This is a genomic window from Neisseria sp. HMSC065D04 (assembly GCF_001815675.1).
Lineage (GTDB): Bacteria > Pseudomonadota > Gammaproteobacteria > Burkholderiales > Neisseriaceae > Neisseria.
The window spans coordinates 4572-23752 of record NZ_KV821509.1 but is presented as its reverse complement, the minus strand read 5'-3'; the positions used below and the strand labels follow the sequence as shown (position 1 = coordinate 23752).

Sequence of the window (19181 nt, the reverse complement as noted above, 5' to 3'; positions counted from 1 at the left end):
CCTCAAACTACGGCAAACAGCAGCGCCGACACTGAAAAGCCGATGGCGGCAATCAGCGTTTGGTTGACCGTCCATGTTTTGAGCGTGGTTGGTACGTCCATATCCAAAAGGCGGCCGACCAGCCAGAAGCCCGAGTCGTTGAAGTGGCTGCAACCGACCGAACCTGCCGCGGTTGCCAAAACGACGCAGGCGAGTTGCCAGTCGTTGAAGCCTGCGGCGGCAACGGCGGGTGCCATCAATGCGGCGGCGGTGGTCAGCGCGACGGTTGCCGAACCTTGCGCGATACGCAGCGCCAATGCCACCAAGAAGCAGCCCAGCAATACGGGAATGCCCAAATCCGCCATGCTGTCCGCCAACGCCTGACCGATGCCCGACGCGCGCAACACGCCGCCGAACATGCCGCCCGCGCCGGTAATCAAGATGACCGAACAAACGGGGGCGAGTGCGCCGTCCACCGTTTTCTCCAGCGCGCTTGCTTTTTCGCCGCGTTTTCTGCCCAAAACATAAAGTGCCACCAAAACCGAAATCAGCAGCGCGACAGGGGTCGAACCGATCATGCGCGCCACCTGTACCCAATGTTCGTCCGCGCTGACGACTTTTTCACTGATTAAGGTGGACAGCCCTGTGTTCATAAAAATCAAAAGCATAGGAATCAGCATAATGCCGACCACGGTCGAAGCCTTGGCAGGCGCTTGCGGCCGGTCGTTGTCCACCGCGCCGCCGCTGAGCAAATCGGGAACGGGAACGCGGATGGTGCGTCCTAAAACCTTCCCAAGCAGATAACCGCTGACATACCAAGTGAACATGGCGACGGGCAATCCCAAAATCAGCACCTGCCCAATGTTCGCCGAATAAAATTCCGAAGCCGCAATCGGACCGGGGTGGGGCGGCAGGAAAACGTGCATCACCGAAAACGCGCCGATAGACGCCAGAGCATAAGGCAATACGTCCTGCTTCATGCGCCGCGCCGTCGCGAAGACAATCGGCAGCATCACCACCAATCCCGCATCAAAGAAAATCGGGAAACCGAAAATCAGCGACGCCACGCCCAAGGCAAACGGCGCGCGTTTTTCGCCGAACATCCGAATTAGCGCATCTGCCAGCGACTGCGCCCCGCCCGAAGTTTCCACCAGCCGCCCGAGCATCGCGCCCAAACCGACCAGCAAAGCCACGCTGCCGAGCGTACCGCCGAAGTTTTTCAACAGAACGTCGTTCACAATCTTATCCATCGGCAGCCCCGTCGCCACCGCCGTCAGCAGGCTCACCGACACCAGCGTCAACAGCGCGTGGACACGCAGTTTCACAATCAACAGCAAAATCAGCACAATCGCCATCGCCGCAATACTCAGCAGCCAGCCCGCGCTCAAAGTCTGAGTCCAACCATCCATTTTGAAGCCTTTCTTTGTAATCAGAATACAAGGTGGTTAAGGTTTTTCAAACGTATCAAATAGACCATAGCACGATTTGCAACGGGGCGGTATGGCGATTTTTGATGCTATAAGCGATTAATTTTTAGATGAATTTTAATGATGAATGAGAGGTGAAATAGAGGGCGGGAAAGACAAGGTCAGATGAGGTGTCTGATAAGGCGGAGAGGTCGTCTGAAAGTTTCTTTATCGGGTGTCGAACATGAAATATTATGCAAAAAAGGTCGTCTGAAAACTTTTCAGACGACCTTTTCATTACCTCAACCTTACTATCAAGCCGCGTTGTCGAAGCCGCTGTGGCGCAGCAGTGCGTCTATGCTCGGTTCGCGTCCGCGGAAGGCTTTGAAGGATTCCGCCGCGCTGCGGGAGCCGCCGACGGCGAGGATTTCCTGCCAGAAGCGTTTGCCTGTGGCGGCGACGTCGTCGCTTTCTTCAAAGGCGGCGTAGGCATCGGCGCTGAGGACTTCGGCCCATGCGTAGCTGTAATAGCCTGCGGAGTAGCCGCCGGCGAAGATGTGGCTGAAGCTCAAGGCGAAGCGGTTGTATTCGGGCGGTTGGATGACGGCGACTTCTTTGCGCACGCTGTCTAAAACCTGCGGCCAGTTTTTCAGACGGCCTTCGTCGTCTTCGCTGTAAATGGTCATGTCGAAGAGGGCGAACTCCATCTGGCGGACGAGGAACAGGCCGCGTTGGAAGTTTTTGGCGGCGAGCATTTTGTCGAAGAGTTCTTTCGGCAGGGCGGCGCCGGTTTCTTCGTGGGCGGACATTTGTGCCAAGACGTCGTATTCCCAGACGAAGTTTTCCATAAACTGGCTGGGCAGCTCGACTGCGTCCCACTCGACGCCGTTGATGCCGGATACGCCCAGTTCGTCCACTTGGGTGAGCAGGTGGTGCAGGCCGTGGCCGGTTTCGTGGAAGAGGGTGAGGATTTCGTCATGTCTCAGGCGGGCTTCTTTGCCGCCGACGGGCGGGGTGAAGTTGCAGACGAGGTAGGCGGTGGGCAGTTGCAGCGTGCCGTCGGCGAAGCGGCGGCGGCCTTTGTAGTCGTTCATCCACGCGCCGCCGCGTTTGCCTTCGCGGGCGTAGAGGTCCATATAGACGCCGCCTATGGTTTTGCCGTTTTGTTCCAGCTCGAAGTAGCGCACGTCTTTGTGCCAGACGGGAACGGTTTTTTCGGCGAATCCGATGCCGTAGAGTTTTTTGATTTGGGCGAACAGGCCTGCCAGGACTTTGCTGACGGGGAAGTATTTTTTGACTTCGGTTTCGCTGAATGCGTATTTGGCTTCGCGCAGTTTTTCGCTGGCGTAGCTCAAATCCCACGGCTGCGGGTCGGCGAGGTTCAGGCGATCGCGGGCGAAGGCTTTGACTTCGGCGAGGTCTTTTTCGGCGTAGGGTTTGGCGCGGCGGGCGAGGTCGTGCAGGAAGGTGAGGACTTGTTCGGGGCTGTCGGCCATTTTGGTGAAGAGCGACAGCTCGGCGTAGTTTTTGAAGCCGAGCAGTTTGGCGGTTTGCAGGGCGTTTTCGAGCGTTCGGTCGATGTTGGCGGTGTTGTCGAATTTGCCGTCGTCTGAAAGTTCGCTGGCGCGGGTAACGTAGGCGCGGTAGATTTGTTTGCGCAGATCGCGGTTGTCGGCGTATTGGATGACGGCGAGGTAGTGTGGAATCTGCAAACCGATTTTGTAGCCTGTTTTGCCTTCGCTTTGCGCGGCGGCGGCAAACATGGCGAGCGAGTCTTCGGGGATGCCGGCAAGCGGTGCGGCGGCGTCGAAGTAGAGGGCGAAGGCGTCGGTTGCGTCTAAGACGTTTTGCGAGAATTTGGCGGAGAGTTGCGCGCCTTCGGTTTGCAGTTTCGCCAGTTCTGCCTGCTGTTCGGGCGGCAATTCCGCGCCGCTGAGGACGAAATCGCGCAGGTTGTGGTTGAGCTTGGTTTGCTGTGCGGGGGAGAGGGTGGCGAATTCGGGGGAATTTTTGATGGTTTTGAAGCGGTTGTACAGCTCGATGTCTTGTCCGATTCCGGTGAAGAAGATGGTGATTTCGGGCATCAGTTCGTTATAGACGGCGCGCAGTTCGGGCGTATCGACGACGGAGTTGAGATGCGACACCACGCCCCAAATCCTGCCGACGCGTTCGGTGATGTCGGTCAGACGCTCGACGGTGTTTGCCCAGTCGGTGTGCGTTTGGGCTTTGACTTCGGCAATCTGCGCGCGCGCTTCGGCGATGGCGGTTTGCAGGGCGGGTTTGATGTCGGCGGTTTGGATTTGGTCGAAACGGGGTTTTTCACCCAAATGAAGCAGTACATTATCGGTCATAAACGGGATTCCTTTGTGTGGATGGCGGGTTCAGACGGCCTTTTACGGAGGCCGTCTGAAAAATGGTTGCCTGGGTAAACGGAAAAATACGGACGGTCTGCCGTCATGCCCGTCTTTGCACAGGCGGGAAGGGCGGCCGTTAAGATAGCCTATTTTTAATCGGGTTCACGCGGCAAGGCCGTCTGAGAACCAAACGATACAGCAGATATAGTGCCATCCGGCCCCGCTTAAAGCATCTTTCCCTGTTTTTACGCTATTCTGCGCCGCGCGGGTTGGAAGCGAGCGGGGCGGCGAGGTCGAGGCTCATCGGCGTGCCGGCGGGGGCGAAGACGGCTTGTGCGACATTGGTTTGCAGCGAATCGGCAAACGCGCCGCGGTAGATTTTCGCGCCTTGGTGGGTCAGGTTGGATTGGACGTCGACATAAACTTCGCCGCCGATTTGCTGCCACAGGCGGCAAAAGGTGTAGTCTTCGGAAAGGTAGCGTTTGCTTTCGGGATCGACCATGCAGTCGAAGAAGCGGTAGTGCAGCCCGTTGTCTTCGCGGTTGTAGTCGCTGTCGGAGATGTAGTTCAGCTCGGGATAGGCGGCCATCATTTTTTCGAACACGCCGCGTTTGATGACCATGAATCCGGTCGGCGCGTCATTGACTTTCATAAAGCCTTCTTCATCGACGCGCAGCACGATTTCGCCGTTTTCGTCCTTATCGTCGGTGTTGACGGTGTAGCACGTGTACATCCGCTCGAAATCCGCCTGCGTCGTGCCGGCGGGCACGCCTTCGGCAGGCCAGTTTTCCCGTTTCAGCGGATAAATGCCCGCCACCACGTCTTTATCCGCCAGCAGCAGGCGGTAGAACGCTTCGGCAGAAAAACCGATGTCGGAGTCTATCCAGAAGAGGTGCGTCCATTCGGGGTGCGCCATAAAGGTTGCCACGCAGTTGTTGCGCGCGCGGGTAATCAGGCTCTCGCCGCGCTGCATCATCACTTGCAGCGGCCAGCCGTTTTGCGCGCTGGTGTTGACGATGTTGAGCAGCGAAAGGACGTAATTGTGGAAATATTTCCCGTCGTGGCTGGGGGTCATGATGACGGGGTACATTTGCGTAAGAGCAGATTCGGGCAACATAGTATTTTCCTGATTGTTAATAGATTATGGGGCTAAGCTTGAGGGTTTAGCAGGCGGTATTGTACGCGCAAAAACTCATCCAGCACCGCCTGCTGGATTTCTAAACGCTTCGCCACGGGCGAGGCATAGCGCACGATGATAAGGTACACCTTGTCGTCATGCGGCACGCGGGTTACGCGCGGCTGGGCGGCAGGGGTGATAAACAGTTTCTCCGCCTGCACGTTTTCCAAATGCCGCTGGATGGCAGGCACATAAGGTTGGCACAAAGGCTCCAATACGGCTTTCAGACGACCTACAATCACATCCGAATCCAAATGAATCGGCACGGGAATTTCCACCGTATGAATCACATAATCGCCCAAGATATTGTCGCGGCGGACGGAGTGGTTCAAAAGCAGGCTGTTGGGAAACGACAGAGTCTTGCCCGAAAGCTGACCGACCAGCGGGTTCGGGCCGATCTGCATCATCAACGTGTTCAAAAGATTAATATCGACCACACGCCCGCGCAGGCCGTTCACTTCAATATAGTCGCCGACCGAATATTGTTTCGTTACCGAGCGCAAGATGCTGCCCGACAAACACATAATCAGTTCCTTAGTCGCCACCACAATTGCCGCCGCTACGGCAAACATCGACAGCGCCAGCGTTTGGATTTGTGTCGCCCAAATTACCGCCAGCCCGAAAATCGTCAAAATCAGCGTCAGATTGCGGCTGAGTACCAAGGAGCGGCGTTTTTCCTCGATGCTGTAATGCGGGTGGCGGCGCAGATACAGTTTCAGCAAAACGCCCCGCAAAACCAGCAGCGCCATGACCATCAGCACCGATTCCACCACTTCCTCGCGTACCGGCAGCGTATGCAGCCATTGCCGTACTGTGTCCCACATAGTGTAAAAATCCTATATTTATCTTGATATTGTTTTCAGACGACCTATACGCACCATCGGCACGGATTGCCGGGCCGCCTAAGAAATGACATTATAAATGATAACGAATGGGGAGGTCGTCTGAAACATCCGCAAGAGTCATAACATCGAAATGGCGCGTTCAGACGACCCTCAAAGCCTATGATGATATACCGTAACACTATGTTAATAAAGAGAAAATTGTTTACCGGGCTGCCAAAAAAGGATAACATAGAGTCCGTAACCTAAAGGGTTTGAATTAACCACCGATAACGAGGAATCAAAATGACTTGCAAAATCCACGATCATCACGACCATACCCATGGCGCCGGTTGCGGCCATACCGCCATCAAACACGGCGACCACACCGACTATCTGCACGACGGTCATCTGCATCACGAACACAACGGTCATTACGACGAGCACAGCTTAAGCGTCAATGAAACCAATCCCGACGGCTGCCATCCTGTCGATACCTGCAAAGGCCACGTTCACGGCGAAGGCTGCGGCCATGAAGCCGTACCGCACGGCGATCACACCGACTACATCGTCAACGGTCGCCTGCACCACCAACACGGCGACCACTGCGACGATCACGGTCCGGTTGAGATTGTGAAGTAAGCGCAATAGAAGCGGTTTCTTCTGAAATAAGCGTTAAGAACAAAAGGTCGTCTGAAAATGCTGCTTCCGTAAGATAAAACGGAATGGTGTTTTCAGACGACCTTTTTGTGTTTTCCATCTCATTGAGAAGGAGGGAAGGGGTAAATGGCTTTAGCTTTTGTTTGTTAATTCAGTTCTATTGGATAGTTATGCTTCATCGTTTATGATTTCAATAAATCCGATAAGCTGTCATCCTCTTCTGTTGCAACCGTGTATTTCTCTTGCGCCCATTCGCCTAAGTCAATCAACCGGCAACGCTGACTGCAAAACGGTCGGTATTTACTCTCTTCATTCCATATCACCGGTTTTTGACAGGTCGGACATTTCACAGTCGTTACTTCAGTCATTATTTGTTCCTTACAAATCATTTATGCTTTGTCTGTTGATTGAAATATTTCACGTTAGGGCAATGATGTACCAAATTTCGAGTTGCCGGAATATCCCAGATAAAACCTATGCAAGCCCTGAATCTTTTGGGTCAATTCAGATAAAGTCCCTTCATTTTCTAAGACATCATCTGCATAGAGCAGCCGCGTTTTGCGGCTGGCCTGAGTGTTCATAATGCGCTTGATCTCTTCTGTATTCAAACCGCTTCTTTGCTGAACGCGAAGAATTTGCGTTGCTTCAGAAACGTCGATAACCAACACTCTATCGACAGCCGCTAAAAATTCCGGATTTTCAATCAGCAAAGGTACATCGATAATACCGTATGCTGCGCTAGGATAACGGGTTTTGGCTGATTTTATTTCATTTAAAATCAAAGGCAGTAATACTTCTTCCAATTCTTTTTTGGCTTGAGGTCGTCTGAAAACCAGATCCCTCAAAGCAGCACGGTTCAGACTGTTTTGGGTATGAAAAACCTTGTCGCCAAAAAGACGGCGGATAGCCGGTAATGCTATACCGTTATCCGCCGTCAGGTTTCGACTCAGGGCGTCGGCATCAATGTGCGGGACACCCAAATCAGAAAAGATTTTTGCTGCTTGAGATTTCCCACTGCCGATACCACCCGTCAAACCTATCCATAAAGTCATATTAAAACCCTGATTTGGTCAGCCACCAAGTGACGGCACGATGTACCGGCTCGTTAGCTACCAGAATAATCCAGCCGGCAATAGCCAAACTCGGACCGAAAGCAAAATATTGTCCTTTGGCAACCCGTCCGATAATCGCACCAATCAGACCAATTAACGCTGCCATAAAGACCAATACAGGTAAAATGCCGGCACCAAGCCATGCACCTAGTGCGGCCAGCAATTTAAAATCGCCGTTACCCATACCGATTTTTCCAGTCAAAAGCTTATAGATAAAACACAACAACCATAAGCTCATATAGCCGAAAACTGCGCCTAAAACGGCAGATTTTAATGGAACAAAAGTGCCATTCAAATTAAACAGCAAACCTAACCATATCAACGGCAGGGTCAGGCTGTCGGGTAAATATTGAGTATCCGCATCGATAAAGGTTAATGCAATCAATATTGCAGTCAATATCAAACTGCCAAATGCCGCCATCGTCCAGCCATATTGCCACGCCACAACACCAAACAGTATGCCGGTCAATAATTCAATTAAGGGATAACGGATGCTGATGGGCGTTTTACACGAGCCACATTTACCACCAAGCATCAGATAACTGAAAATCGGAATATTTTGCCAAGCCTTTACCGGGGCATGACACTTAGGGCAGCGGGAATCCGGTTTCATCAAATTGAATGGTTGCTGCTCTTCTTCCGTTAATTCAAGTTGCAAATGCTCTTTCGCAAACTGAGTCCAGCCGCGTTCCATCATGACAGGAACGCGGTAAATGACAACATTAAGGAAACTTCCGATCAACAAACCAACAATGACAGATAATGGAATAGCAAATGGCGCTAATGTATCCAAAGATTCCAACATATTAACCTACTACGTTACCGAGGTTAAATAGCGGCAGATACATTGCTACTAACAATGTTCCGATGATGGAGCCTAAAACTACCATAATGATGGGCTCCATCAGTGAGGATAATTGTGCTACAGAGTTATCAACTTCATCCTCGTAAAATTCAGCAGCCTTATTCAGCATATCATCAAGAGAACCGGATTCTTCACCAATAGCGGCCATTTGAATAACCATATTGGGGAACATATCCGTACTTTGCATACTCGAAGTCAAAGAAAGACCTTGAGTAACTTTCGCACGAATGTCCTGTGTTGCCTCCTCATAAAGGATATTACCGGCTGCTCCTGCTACTGAATCTAAAACTTCTACCAAAGGTACGCCTGCTGCAAACAAGGTGGAAGTGGTACGAGCCCAGCGAGCAATAGTTGCTTTACGGACAATTTGACCAAAAATTGGTAAACGTAAAACCATTGCATCTATACGTTTCTGGAAATTTGGTGATTTTTCATGTAGTTTATAAACACCAAAACAAATGGCAATAACCATAACAATCATCAGCCACCCATATTCCACGAATATTTTGGAAATATCCATAACAACTTGGGTTAAACCAGGCAATTCAGCACCCATTCCAGCATAAACTTTACCAAATTCAGGTAATACCCAACGCATCATTACAAAGATCAATGCTATTGCAACAACAACAATAGAAATTGGGTAAGTCAGTGCGGTTTTCACTTTTTTCTTAATGGCTTGCGTTTTCTCTTTATATACAGCAAGTTTATCCAACAGGCTTTCCAAAACACCGCCAGCTTCGCCGGCCGCAATCAGATTGCAATAAAAACGGTCGAAATATTTTGGATATTTGGCAAATGATTTACCTAATGCACTACCTTGTTCCACATCTGCACGGACTTGCATCAACATTTCAGTCATGGATGGGTTGGAGTGTCCGCGTGCGACAATTTCAAAAGCCTGCATTAAAGGCAGACCTGCTTTCATCATGGTGGCAAGTTGACGGGTAAAGACAGTGATGTCTTCCTGAGTAATACGACGCTTTTTAGTTGCCTTTACTTTACTGATACGTAAAGGGCGTATCCCGCGACGTTGGAGCTTTTTACGCGCTTCTTCTTCGTCTTTGGCGACTACTTCGCCTCGGACCAATTGATCCGTATTGGTATTTTTACCTTCAAACGTAAAACGTTTGCCTTTATTTTTTTGAGCGAATAAGCCTCTTTTTTGCTCTGCTTGAGCCATTTTGTTACCCCTTGGTTTAAGTTTAAGAATGAAGAAAACAAAAGTCCCCGTGTTTCTTCGATTCAATGGTTTAATCGTTAGTGTGAGCAATCACTTCTTCTAATGAAGTCAAACCTTGCATAACTTTTAATAAGCCTGCACGGCGTAAATCGACCATACCTTCTTTATAGGCCATGTTCATAATATCAACTTCCGTACCATTATTCATAATGACACGTTGCATTTCCTCGGTAATCGGCATTACTTCGTAGACACCGACACGGCCTTTAAAGCCTTTACCACGACAACTATCGCAACCGACAGGACGGTAGAGTTTCCAATCCTTTGCTAAATCTTCATCTGTAAATCCTGCTTTTTTTAATGCGGGAACTGGAGGACGTTCAACCTCACGCTTACAGCTCGAACACAGACGACGCAATAGTCGTTGCGCCATAATTAAGCTGACGGAACTGGCAATGTTGAATGGGGCAACCCCCATGTTCAACATACGGGATAGGGTCGCAGGCGCGTTATTGGTATGCAACGTTGAAAACACCATATGTCCGGTTTGTGCCGCTTTGATAGCAATATCCGCGGTTTCCAAGTCCCGAATCTCACCTACCATGATAATGTCAGGGTCTTGTCGCAAGAAAGATTTCAACGCCGCAGCAAAAGTCAAACCTTGTTTGTCATTGACGTTGACTTGGTTGATGCCGGGTAAATTAATCTCGGCCGGGTCTTCTGCAGTGGAAATATTGACGTCTTCTGTATTTAAAATATTCAAGCAAGTATAAAGTGATACGGTTTTACCGGAGCCTGTCGGACCTGTTACCAATACCATGCCATAAGGCCGATGAATGGCCTCAAGCAGCATTTCTTTTTGGAAGGGTTCGAATCCCAGTTGGTCAATATTTAAAGTTGCTGCATCAGAATTCAGAATACGCATTACCACTTTTTCACCAAAAAGCGTAGGTAACGTACTTACACGAAAATCAATGGGGCGACCGTGTTTATGGAAAGCAATCTGAATACGACCATCTTGCGGTACGCGTTTTTCCGAAATGTCCAAACGCGCCATTACTTTGATGCGTGAAGCCAGCTGTCCGCGTACAGCAACAGGGGGTTGAACCACTTCCCTTAGCTGTCCATCTACACGAAAACGGACACGAGCCATTTGTTCATAAAATTCGAAATGTATATCGGATGCGCCTGCATTTAGAGCATCTGATAAAGTTTTGTGAATAAAGCGTGGAATAGGCCCATCTTCAGCCTCTTCGTTGTCAATATAAAGCGCCTGAGAGGGCTGAGCAGCTTCTTGTTCTTCACTAATTTCTTTTAAGATGGTGGTAGAACGTTGTCCTAACCATTCTAAAAGGGAGCTTAACTGGTCGTCAGGTACGACAACTAAATCTATCGTCACACCTGAAGAAAAAGTGATTTTTTGGAAGTTTTGGATTTGTGTCGGGTCTGATACGGCCAGATAAACTTTACGGCCGCGACGAAATATGGGTATGCATCGATTTTGAACCATCTGTTCTTCGCTTAAAACATCAGTTATGACATTGCTGCGAGGATAATGATGCAAATCCAATAAGGGGTAGCTGAATACACGTGCAACTAATTCTCCTAAACTTCTAGGAGAGATGATGCCGTCCGCAAAAAGCATGGGTAAGATTTCTTTCCCTGATTTCAAGGCATTGCCGTAATGTTCAGCTTGTGCATTTGTAATGGTCTGGCTTTGAAGCAGTACGCGTAATAGTCCGATACTCATTATTCAATTATCCATTTCTTGTATAACCTTTTATACAGTAAATATTTTCAGGCGTAATGCTGATGAAATATCTTACAAAAAGGAGATCCCCATTGGTTACTTGATATTTTGTATTTAACTGTATTAAAAGGAAATTTTATTTTAAGTGTTTTTATTTATTGTTAAGGAATAATATGATATTCCGATGGTATGTGCAATCCCTTATTTATGCAGAATATTATAGGGAGGGTAGTTTGGAAATTTTTAGGGAGTCGCTATTATAAGGCAAACAATACAGTTGCAACACTTCTCGGCGGAACTTTGTATGAGACTCTCTTAGAGTGATTGCTTTGGATGCTGTTTCTAGCGGGATAATTTGGTGGTATTTAAGAGACAGTATGGTGGGGATAGACCACATGTAGGTCGTCTGAAAACTAAAAATGCGAAAAGCCGAATCATGTTTGAGTACATGATCCGGCTTTGATTTGATATGAGCGACTATTTCAGCAAATTAAAAATAGAGACTCAGTTCATTAGTCGATAATTTATTGGCGAATACGAGTTTGCGCGGGTGCAGGTGCAACTTCGCGAATAATGACTTCACGAACAACTTGAGGTTCTGCTTTTTTCGGACCGCAGCCTTCAGGCATCCAATAGAATGATTGGGCATTTTTGTCTTTATCAAACAGAATTTTGAATTGGCAAGTTTTGTGTTCGCCATTTTCACGGTAGTTGAACAAGTAGTCCCACTCGCGCACGCCATAAAGACCTTCTTGGAAGTGAGGACGTCCAATCAGTTCATAGATTTGGTCTTTATTCATGCCGGCTTCAATTTGACGGACATTATCCCAGTTTGGCCAAGAGCCATGTTGAGTACCATCGTGACGCAGGGTGGTTTTGGCTGCATCAGGCCATACGGGATTGTCAGTAGTGCCTTCTTTGCTAACTTTGCTCAGATTACCACAGGCTGCCAAGGAGAGTGCTGCAATCGCAGGCAATACAAATTTCGATAATTTCATGTTTTTTCCTTTTATATCAAATCTTTGATAGATGGAGATGATTTTAAACCATCCCCTCTAGGTCTTACCATTGGTAGCCGACGCTTCCGCCCCAGTTGACATCTTTGCGGGTGTTCACGCTTACGCCGGTTTTGATGGACCATTTGTTGTTATCGGAATTATGTGCATAACCAACAGCAATTGCTTGTTGACCACGATAGCCACCTACAGCTGCAGAAACGATACTTTTACCTGCTTCGTTCGGACGTTGAAGGAAGCCGATTGCAGTAGCACCAGCGATACCTGCACGCAGGTCTTTGTTCATATCGTTGATGCGGTCTTGGAGGTTATTGATAACGATGCTGTTGCCGTTTGTTTGTGCGGCTACTTGGTATAGTTGGCTGCCGTTGATGGCATCTGTGCTGGTAGGTGTGATACGGCCGGCTGCAACATTGGTGATTGTGCGTTCGTTACCTGCTGAGCCTACACTTACTGTAGATGTAGGATTAGTACCGGCAAAACCACTGTAAGTTACGCCGTTTACAGTAGCGCTGTTAGTGCCTACTGCAGCAGAAGTAGTAGAATTTGCGCCTAAAGCAACAGAGTATTCATCACTTGCAATCGCTCCGCGACCGATAGCGACAGAAGAACCGCCTTTAGCTTGAGCCTGCAGACCAGAAGCTACGCTGGCGTTTCCAGTAGCTTGGGAAGCAGGACCTGTTGCAACAGAGTAGTTGCCGCTGGCAACAGAAGAAGAACCTACTGCAGCCGCAGAAGTACCGCTGGCTTGAGCTTTTTGACCTACTGCAACGGTGTAAGCGCCGGTTGCTTGAGTACCTTGTCCGACAGCGGTGGAGGCAGGAGCTGTAGCATTAGAGCCGGAGCCAAATGCGGTAGAAGACAAGCCTTCAGCGACAGAGGAAGAACCTACTGCAGTGCTGCTGTTGCCTTTTGCGGCAGCTTGGCGACCGATGGCGGTAGCTGCATTAGCAGTTGCATTGGCACCTTGACCGAAAGCTGCAGCGGCAGTGCCTTCAGCTTTAGAGAGTGTGCCAACTGCAGTGGCGGATTCATGTTCAGCAGTGGTTTCAGTACCAATTGCAACGGTGCTGTGGCTTTTTGCACTGGCTTGAACGCCGACAGCTACACCGTAACGGCCAGTTGCGCCCTTGCTGTCATAGTTGCTGCGGACGGGTTCGTTGTTATCGTTAATGCTTACATATGAAGCATTTGTCAGCGCTGCTGCAAATGCAGGCGAAGCAGAAACAAGACCTGCAGCTGCCAATGACAAAGCCACTGTTTTGTTGAGCGCGGTAAAACGATTCATGTGTGTTTTGTGTTTCATAATTATCTCCCTGATAAAAACACATAAATAATAATATGGATGAATCTATATATTTCGCATATTTTAATTGACAAATATATGCCGTTTATCTAATATGCATACCACTGGTCATTGAGCAGTAGTAAAATACATAAAATTTTATTTCTAAAAAATAAAATTGATTCAGAAAACAAATGGTTCGAAGCACGATTTGCTACTTCGTACATGATTACCATTATATGAAGTTCCTTATTTTGTATTTATTATTTTTTTTTATCAAATATTAACTTCATTATAAAAAAACAATCGGTTCCCTCATTATCTATATGCAATATATAACAAAAAAAATAATAACACATATAATATATTTATGTTTTTTGATTTATTTTGGTTTTAAATTGCGTTTTTTGCTTTTTAGTTAATTAAAAATATCTTATTTGTTCGGTTTGGTCATTGTTGAAATCAAGCGTTGCATTTTATATATTTAATATGATAGGAAATTTTATATGAAGATATATTTTTTCTACTGGAAATGATATTTTTCTTTTTTGTCTCTCTGTTAATTATTCCATAGATTTGTGTTGTATTTTCGATACTTGTGCCATGGCGTGGATAAGAGGTGTTTTTGTTTGGATGGTATATATTGGAATAAGCTGAGATTTGTAAAGACAATCCGAGTTTTCAGACGACCTTTTAGTCAAAAATAAAGCCCGATTATTGCAATCGGGCTTTATTGGTTTGTGGTTGTATCATTCAATCACGATTTTCGGGAAGCGGCTGCTGAAATCTTTGCCTTTGTCTGCAATGGTCAGTGCGATTTGGAAGGCCGCGTCGGTATAGATTTTGGCAATGGCGGGATGTTCGTCAAACAACTGTTTCGCCGCGCCGCCATCCATTGCTTCGCGTACGGGTAGGCTTAACGGAAGCTGTCCGAGCAGCGGGACATTCAGACGACCTGCCAGGTTTTTGCCGCCTTCAGAACCGAAAATAGCTTCGGCGTGGCCGCAGTTGGAGCAGATATGTACCGACATGTTTTCCAGTACGCCGAAAATCGGAATATTGACTTTGTGGAACATATCGACTGCTTTGCGCGCGTCAATCAGGGCAATGTCTTGCGGCGTGGTAACGACGACCGAACCGGTTACAGGGATTTTCTGCGACAGGGTGAGCTGGATGTCGCCTGTACCCGGCGGCAGGTCGATGAAGAGGTAGTCCACTTCATCCCACTCGCTTTGGAACATCAACTGCTGCAAGGCTTGGCTGACCATCGGGCCGCGCCAAACGACGGCTTGGTCGGTATCGACCAGAAAGCCGATGGACATCACTTGGATGCCGCTGTCGGCTTCGACGGGAATCAGTTTTTTGTTTTGTTGGTCAGGTTTGCGGTCTTGCACGCCCAACATGGTCGGTTGGCTCGGACCGTAGAGATCGGCATCCAGTACGCCCACGCGTGCGCCCATGCGTGCCATGGCGGTGGCAAGATTGGCGGTAGTGGTGGATTTGCCGACACCACCTTTGCCGGATGCAACGGCGATAATGTTTTTGACGCCTTTGATGGTGGCAACGCCGGGCTGTACTTTGTGCGTTGTGATTTCCGTGTCGATGCTGAGGTGGATATGCGCGTCGCCCGTGATGCCGATGACGGCTTCTTGCAGGCTATTGGCGATGTCGGCGGCGATATGGCCGACGGGGAATCCGAATTTCAGTCCGATATGGAGGCCGTCGGAGCGTTCTTCCAACAGTTGGACGGCTTTTTCACTGCCGAGCGTGCGCTCGGTGCCGGGGATTTTTACTGCTTCCAGTGCAGTTTGAATGGCTGCGATATTCATGGCGTATCTCTGGTTGATAGGGAACGATAATTGAATGAAGGATGATTCATGTTTGGTGTGTTAAATACAGGAAATACGGTAGGTATGGAATGAAAGATACGGATCCATATTTCAGGAAAAATGCGTGAGTGCTGTAATAAATTTTCTTACAATAAAAACTGTATCTAAAGTCATCAAAATTAATTTAAATATTATTAAAAATATAGAGTTTTTATACAATGAATTATCAGGTTGGTCATGATATTTTATGTAATTATATTTCTGAACTTTATATTATGTTTTAATGAATATGAATGAGCTGGGTAGTGAATGTTAATCCCAATTTGCGGCAAGTTCATTTGCTATTTTGAGTCGTTCTGTAGTGCCGACATCCAGCCATAATCCATTGTGTTGCTCGCCGGTAACGCGGTGTCGGTTCATGGCTTCCCGCAATAGGGGTGCGAGTTTGGCGATTTGGTTGGGCGGTGTATTTTGGAAAAGGTTGGGGTGGTATATGCCTATGCCGCTGAAAGTTAGCGCGATTCCTTCGGTTTTATTGGAGTGTACCTGTCCATCGGGAGAAATGGAAAAATCGCCCTCCGGATTGTGTGGGGGGTTGGGAACCAACCAAATATGTGCCAGTAGGTTGGATGTTTGTAGGGATGCGGCAGCCTGTCGGGCGGCGTTGAAGTCGATATCGGTCAAAACATCTCCGTTGATGACAAGGAAAGGGGCGTCGCCCAGTAAGGGTAGGGCGGTAGCGATTCCGCCGGCGGTCTCCAGTCCGCCTGTCGATTCGGGAGAGTAGGCTATGCTGACTCCGTATTGTGCGCCGTTACCAAGTTTGGCTTCGATTTGTTCGCCTAGCCATGCGTGATTGATGACGATTTCGGTGAAACCTGCGTTTTTCAGACGACGTATATGCCAGCCGATGAGTGGTTCGCTGCCAACTTTTAGAAGTGGTTTGGGTGTGTGGTCGGTCAGGGGGCGCATCCTTTCTCCGCGTCCTGCTGCCAGTATCATTGCTTTCATGGCTGTCCTTGTTTGGGATGGGATAATATAGTGGATTAACTTTAAACCAGGACGGCGTTACCTCGCCTTAGCTCAAAGAGAACGATTCTCTAAGGTGCTGAAGCACCAAGTGAATCGGTTCCGTACTATCTCTGTACTGTATCTGCGGCTTTCGCCTTGTCCTGATTTAAAGTTAATCCACTATAGTCATTTGATGTGAAAGTATACAGTGTTGTGCCGTCAGGATTCAAAGGGAATGATACTTTGGTTATCGGTGTATTGATTGGTCGTTGATGAGGGGATACGGAATCAATAGGTCGTCTGAAAACGAAGATGGGTTTTCAGACGACCTTGTGTTCAGGCCAATGATTTGAATTGTCGGCGGAAATACAGTAACGCCGGGTTGTCGGTGTGGATAGTGGTGATTTCATCGATGCGGACATAAAAGATGAAATGTGTGCCGATTTCGTGTTGATCGATAATGTGACCGTGTAAATGGGCCAGTGCGCCTTCAACTTCGAGTTGACCGGTTTGCCCTCTATGCCAAATGTGGTATTCGAAGCGTTCTTCGGGGGAAAGGTTGGTAAGTCCTGCGAAGTGTTCGGCGACGTCTTGCTGATTTTCTGACAGGGTGTTGATACAGAGGTTTCGGTTTGCCTGCAATATGGGAATGATGCCTGCCTGCCGGTTGATACATAACATAACGGTAGGCGGCTCGTCGGTAATCGGCGCTACGGCTGTCATGGTAATGCCGTAACGTCCGGATTGTCCGTCTGTGGTAATAACATGGACGCCTGCGGCACAGGATGCCATAGCATCGCGGAATGGACTCTTGAGTGTGTGTGTGGAATCTGTCATTCAGTTTCTTTTATTTTAGTGCCTGCTCAATTTGCGCGAGCTGGCGCAAAAGCTCTTTCAATTCGAGCATTTTTTCTTTAGATAAGATTTTTTCGATGGCGTCATAGCGTTCATCCACTTGCGCGCCTATGGTTTCGTACAGTTTTTCGCCTTCTTGGGTCAGCTTCAGGTAAACGCGGCGCTGGTCGTTAGAGGGTTTCAGGCGTACCGCCAAGCCTGCTTTTTCCAGTCGGGTCAGGATGCCGGTCAGGCTAGGACGTAAGATGCAGGCTTGGTTGGCGAGATCTTGGAAGTCTAATGTGCCGTTTTCTGCCAGAAGGCGGATGATACGCCATTGCTGGTCGGTAATATTGGCTTGGTTCAAAATAGGGCGGAATTGTGTCATCAACGCTTCTCGGGCTTGAATCAGTCCAATATTGATAGATGCATGTTTAGATTGGTTGGGCATTATAAGTCTCCATTGTTATCAAAAATCAAACCGTTGAAGCGCGAGGCGGGTATGCAAAAAGCGTTTTTTCATTATAAGCTGCTATTGAAGCGGCAAGGATATATGGGAACAAAAGCATCATTGTTTGGGTATGTTGGGAATACGCTGAACAGTTTGTTTTGATAATAATGTTCCCAAGTTTTCTTATAATCCTATCTTAGTCTATTTTCTGCGCAATCTCAACAAAATCATCAAGTACGGATTTTTTGGGTAATTCATTTCTTTAAAAAACGAATATATTTTGAAACGATGGATATGCCGTATGGTGTTTGGGTTCTTTATATTTTAAGGATTTTAATAGGGGTTTGGTCAGTAGAAGAGGTTCATCAGCCAGATTCTGCTGCGCAATCCCCAATAGCTGCTCAATCCTGAGGTGTGATGTATCATTTTTCCGTTTTTAATCAAAATGATGGTCGGTGTGACGGCAATTTTCCAGTTGGCTGCCAATTGGTCGTCTGAATCGTTAACTGTCGGGAATTGCAGTTGATGTTCCTTCATATAGGATTGAATCTCTGTATCGGAGCCGGAATGTACGGCGACACCGAGCGTAGGAATACCGTTTTGATGTAAGCGGTCGATTGTCGGGGATGTGTATGAGCAGATATGGCACCATGTTCCCCAAAAATAGACAACGGCAACACGTTCCTTGCTGAGTGTTTCGAGCGAAGTGCTGCTTCCATTGATAACACGGAGGGAATCTGATGAGGCTTGCATCGGTTGATTGGGTTTGCGCCACCAGTCAACGGCTACGGAAATCAGAATAAAGAGGAGGAGGGCTTGGATAAGGGATTTTAGATAAGATAAGAGTCGTTTCATGTGGTGTCTGCATAAAACAGGCTGAATAGAAAGGAATCCGCATGTGCGGCTACAAGGTTGGCTTGCGGGCGTCGTCTGCGGCTTGCCGCCTTGCATCGGCAGATGAGGCATTCCAATAAACAGCCTGTCTGTATTTGAATCGTTGAGCTACGATATCAAAGTTTATCACTTATTATGAGGTTTAACGGCTTTTAATCTGGCGCGTATAAATAGCTAAAATAATGACGGCAAATACGGTGGAGGCAATCCATCCTGCCGGTTCGCCGACGCGATACCAACCTACTTGTTGTCCGACAAAACCGGCCAACGCGGAGCCGCCTATGCCTAGCAGGGTGGTCATGATGAAGCCTAAGTTTTCTTTGCCCGGGTGTAGGAATTTTGCCAATACGCCGATTACAAATCCAATAATGATGGTGCTGATCCAACCCATATCTCTTGTCTCCTTGTGTGTTGTGAGGAATGTATGTGTGAAAATGCAGTATACAGGCTTGTTTTGTCCCGCTGTGCCATCTTTACAGTTTATAGCGTTGTCCCGTATGGGAAGGGCGGACGGCGGTATTATAGTGGACTAAATTTAAATCAGGACAAGGCGA

At 48.2% G+C, this 19181-nt stretch carries 18 protein-coding genes; 1 reads left to right on the top strand and 17 read right to left on the bottom strand.

Annotation, left to right across the window (positions count from 1 at the left end):
• Positions 1-2 precede the first annotated feature (2 nt).
• The 4 genes from HMPREF3050_RS06195 to HMPREF3050_RS06180 all read right to left on the bottom strand — a co-directional run bounded on the left by HMPREF3050_RS06195 (position 3) and on the right by HMPREF3050_RS06180 (position 5740).
• Entirely contained in the window at positions 3-1388 is a 1386-nt protein-coding gene (locus HMPREF3050_RS06195; RefSeq protein ID WP_070774095.1) for a GntP family permease, read from the bottom strand.
• Between the two features lie 311 nt (positions 1389-1699).
• A complete protein-coding gene (locus HMPREF3050_RS06190; RefSeq protein ID WP_070774093.1) occupies positions 1700-3736 on the bottom strand; it encodes a M3 family metallopeptidase in 2037 nt (678 codons plus the stop codon).
• A 253-nt stretch (positions 3737-3989) separates the two neighbouring features.
• Positions 3990-4856, bottom strand: a complete 867-nt coding sequence (locus HMPREF3050_RS06185; protein ID WP_070774091.1) for a hypothetical protein — start codon at positions 4854-4856, stop codon at positions 3990-3992.
• Between the two features lie 32 nt (positions 4857-4888).
• The gene (locus tag HMPREF3050_RS06180; protein ID WP_003757138.1) at positions 4889-5740 is read right to left on the bottom strand and encodes a mechanosensitive ion channel family protein; all 852 of its coding nucleotides are present in this window, start codon (positions 5738-5740) and stop codon (positions 4889-4891) included.
• Positions 5741-6043: 303 nt separating this feature from the next.
• On the opposite strand from HMPREF3050_RS06180, the gene HMPREF3050_RS06175 reads away from it, so the two are divergent.
• On the top strand, positions 6044-6379 hold the full coding sequence (locus HMPREF3050_RS06175) for a hypothetical protein (protein ID WP_039409615.1): 336 nt from the start codon (positions 6044-6046) through the stop codon (positions 6377-6379).
• Positions 6380-6579: 200 nt separating this feature from the next.
• Here HMPREF3050_RS06175 and yacG read toward each other — a convergent pair whose 3' ends face one another.
• The 13 genes from yacG to HMPREF3050_RS06115 all read right to left on the bottom strand — a co-directional run bounded on the left by yacG (position 6580) and on the right by HMPREF3050_RS06115 (position 19018).
• Positions 6580-6765, bottom strand: a complete 186-nt coding sequence (yacG, locus tag HMPREF3050_RS13415; protein ID WP_094113344.1) for a DNA gyrase inhibitor YacG — start codon at positions 6763-6765, stop codon at positions 6580-6582.
• A gap of 54 nt (positions 6766-6819) precedes the next feature.
• Complete coding sequence (gene coaE / locus HMPREF3050_RS06170) at positions 6820-7449, bottom strand: dephospho-CoA kinase (RefSeq protein WP_070774089.1); 630 nt, start codon at positions 7447-7449, stop codon at positions 6820-6822.
• 1 nt (position 7450) lies between these two features.
• Positions 7451-8314, bottom strand: a complete 864-nt coding sequence (locus HMPREF3050_RS06165) for a prepilin peptidase (protein WP_070774087.1) — start codon at positions 8312-8314, stop codon at positions 7451-7453.
• 1 nt (position 8315) lies between these two features.
• A complete protein-coding gene (locus HMPREF3050_RS06160; RefSeq protein WP_049224121.1) occupies positions 8316-9557 on the bottom strand; it encodes a type II secretion system F family protein in 1242 nt (413 codons plus the stop codon).
• Positions 9558-9627: 70 nt separating this feature from the next.
• Complete coding sequence (pilB, locus tag HMPREF3050_RS06155; RefSeq protein ID WP_003757129.1) at positions 9628-11307, bottom strand: type IV-A pilus assembly ATPase PilB; 1680 nt, start codon at positions 11305-11307, stop codon at positions 9628-9630.
• Between the two features lie 524 nt (positions 11308-11831).
• Positions 11832-12305: an outer membrane protein assembly factor BamE gene (gene bamE, locus HMPREF3050_RS06150; RefSeq protein WP_003757128.1), complete on the bottom strand. Its 474-nt coding sequence runs from the start codon at positions 12303-12305 to the stop codon at positions 11832-11834.
• Positions 12306-12369: 64 nt separating this feature from the next.
• Positions 12370-13629, bottom strand: coding sequence for a YadA family autotransporter adhesin (locus HMPREF3050_RS06145; protein WP_070774084.1), 1260 nt, complete (start codon positions 13627-13629; stop codon positions 12370-12372).
• A gap of 728 nt (positions 13630-14357) precedes the next feature.
• Complete coding sequence (gene apbC, locus HMPREF3050_RS06140) at positions 14358-15437, bottom strand: iron-sulfur cluster carrier protein ApbC (RefSeq protein ID WP_070774082.1); 1080 nt, start codon at positions 15435-15437, stop codon at positions 14358-14360.
• Between the two features lie 312 nt (positions 15438-15749).
• Complete coding sequence (gene murU, locus HMPREF3050_RS06135; protein ID WP_070774080.1) at positions 15750-16448, bottom strand: N-acetylmuramate alpha-1-phosphate uridylyltransferase MurU; 699 nt, start codon at positions 16446-16448, stop codon at positions 15750-15752.
• Between the two features lie 336 nt (positions 16449-16784).
• On the bottom strand, positions 16785-17285 hold the full coding sequence (hpaC, locus tag HMPREF3050_RS06130; RefSeq protein WP_070774078.1) for a 4-hydroxyphenylacetate 3-monooxygenase, reductase component: 501 nt from the start codon (positions 17283-17285) through the stop codon (positions 16785-16787).
• A gap of 10 nt (positions 17286-17295) precedes the next feature.
• Positions 17296-17733: a homoprotocatechuate degradation operon regulator HpaR gene (gene hpaR, locus HMPREF3050_RS06125; RefSeq protein ID WP_003757119.1), complete on the bottom strand. Its 438-nt coding sequence runs from the start codon at positions 17731-17733 to the stop codon at positions 17296-17298.
• Positions 17734-18081: 348 nt separating this feature from the next.
• Entirely contained in the window at positions 18082-18588 is a 507-nt protein-coding gene (locus tag HMPREF3050_RS06120; protein ID WP_070774076.1) for a protein disulfide oxidoreductase, read from the bottom strand.
• 181 nt (positions 18589-18769) lie between these two features.
• Entirely contained in the window at positions 18770-19018 is a 249-nt protein-coding gene (locus HMPREF3050_RS06115) for a GlsB/YeaQ/YmgE family stress response membrane protein (protein WP_003757105.1), read from the bottom strand.
• Positions 19019-19181: the final 163 nt, after the last annotated feature.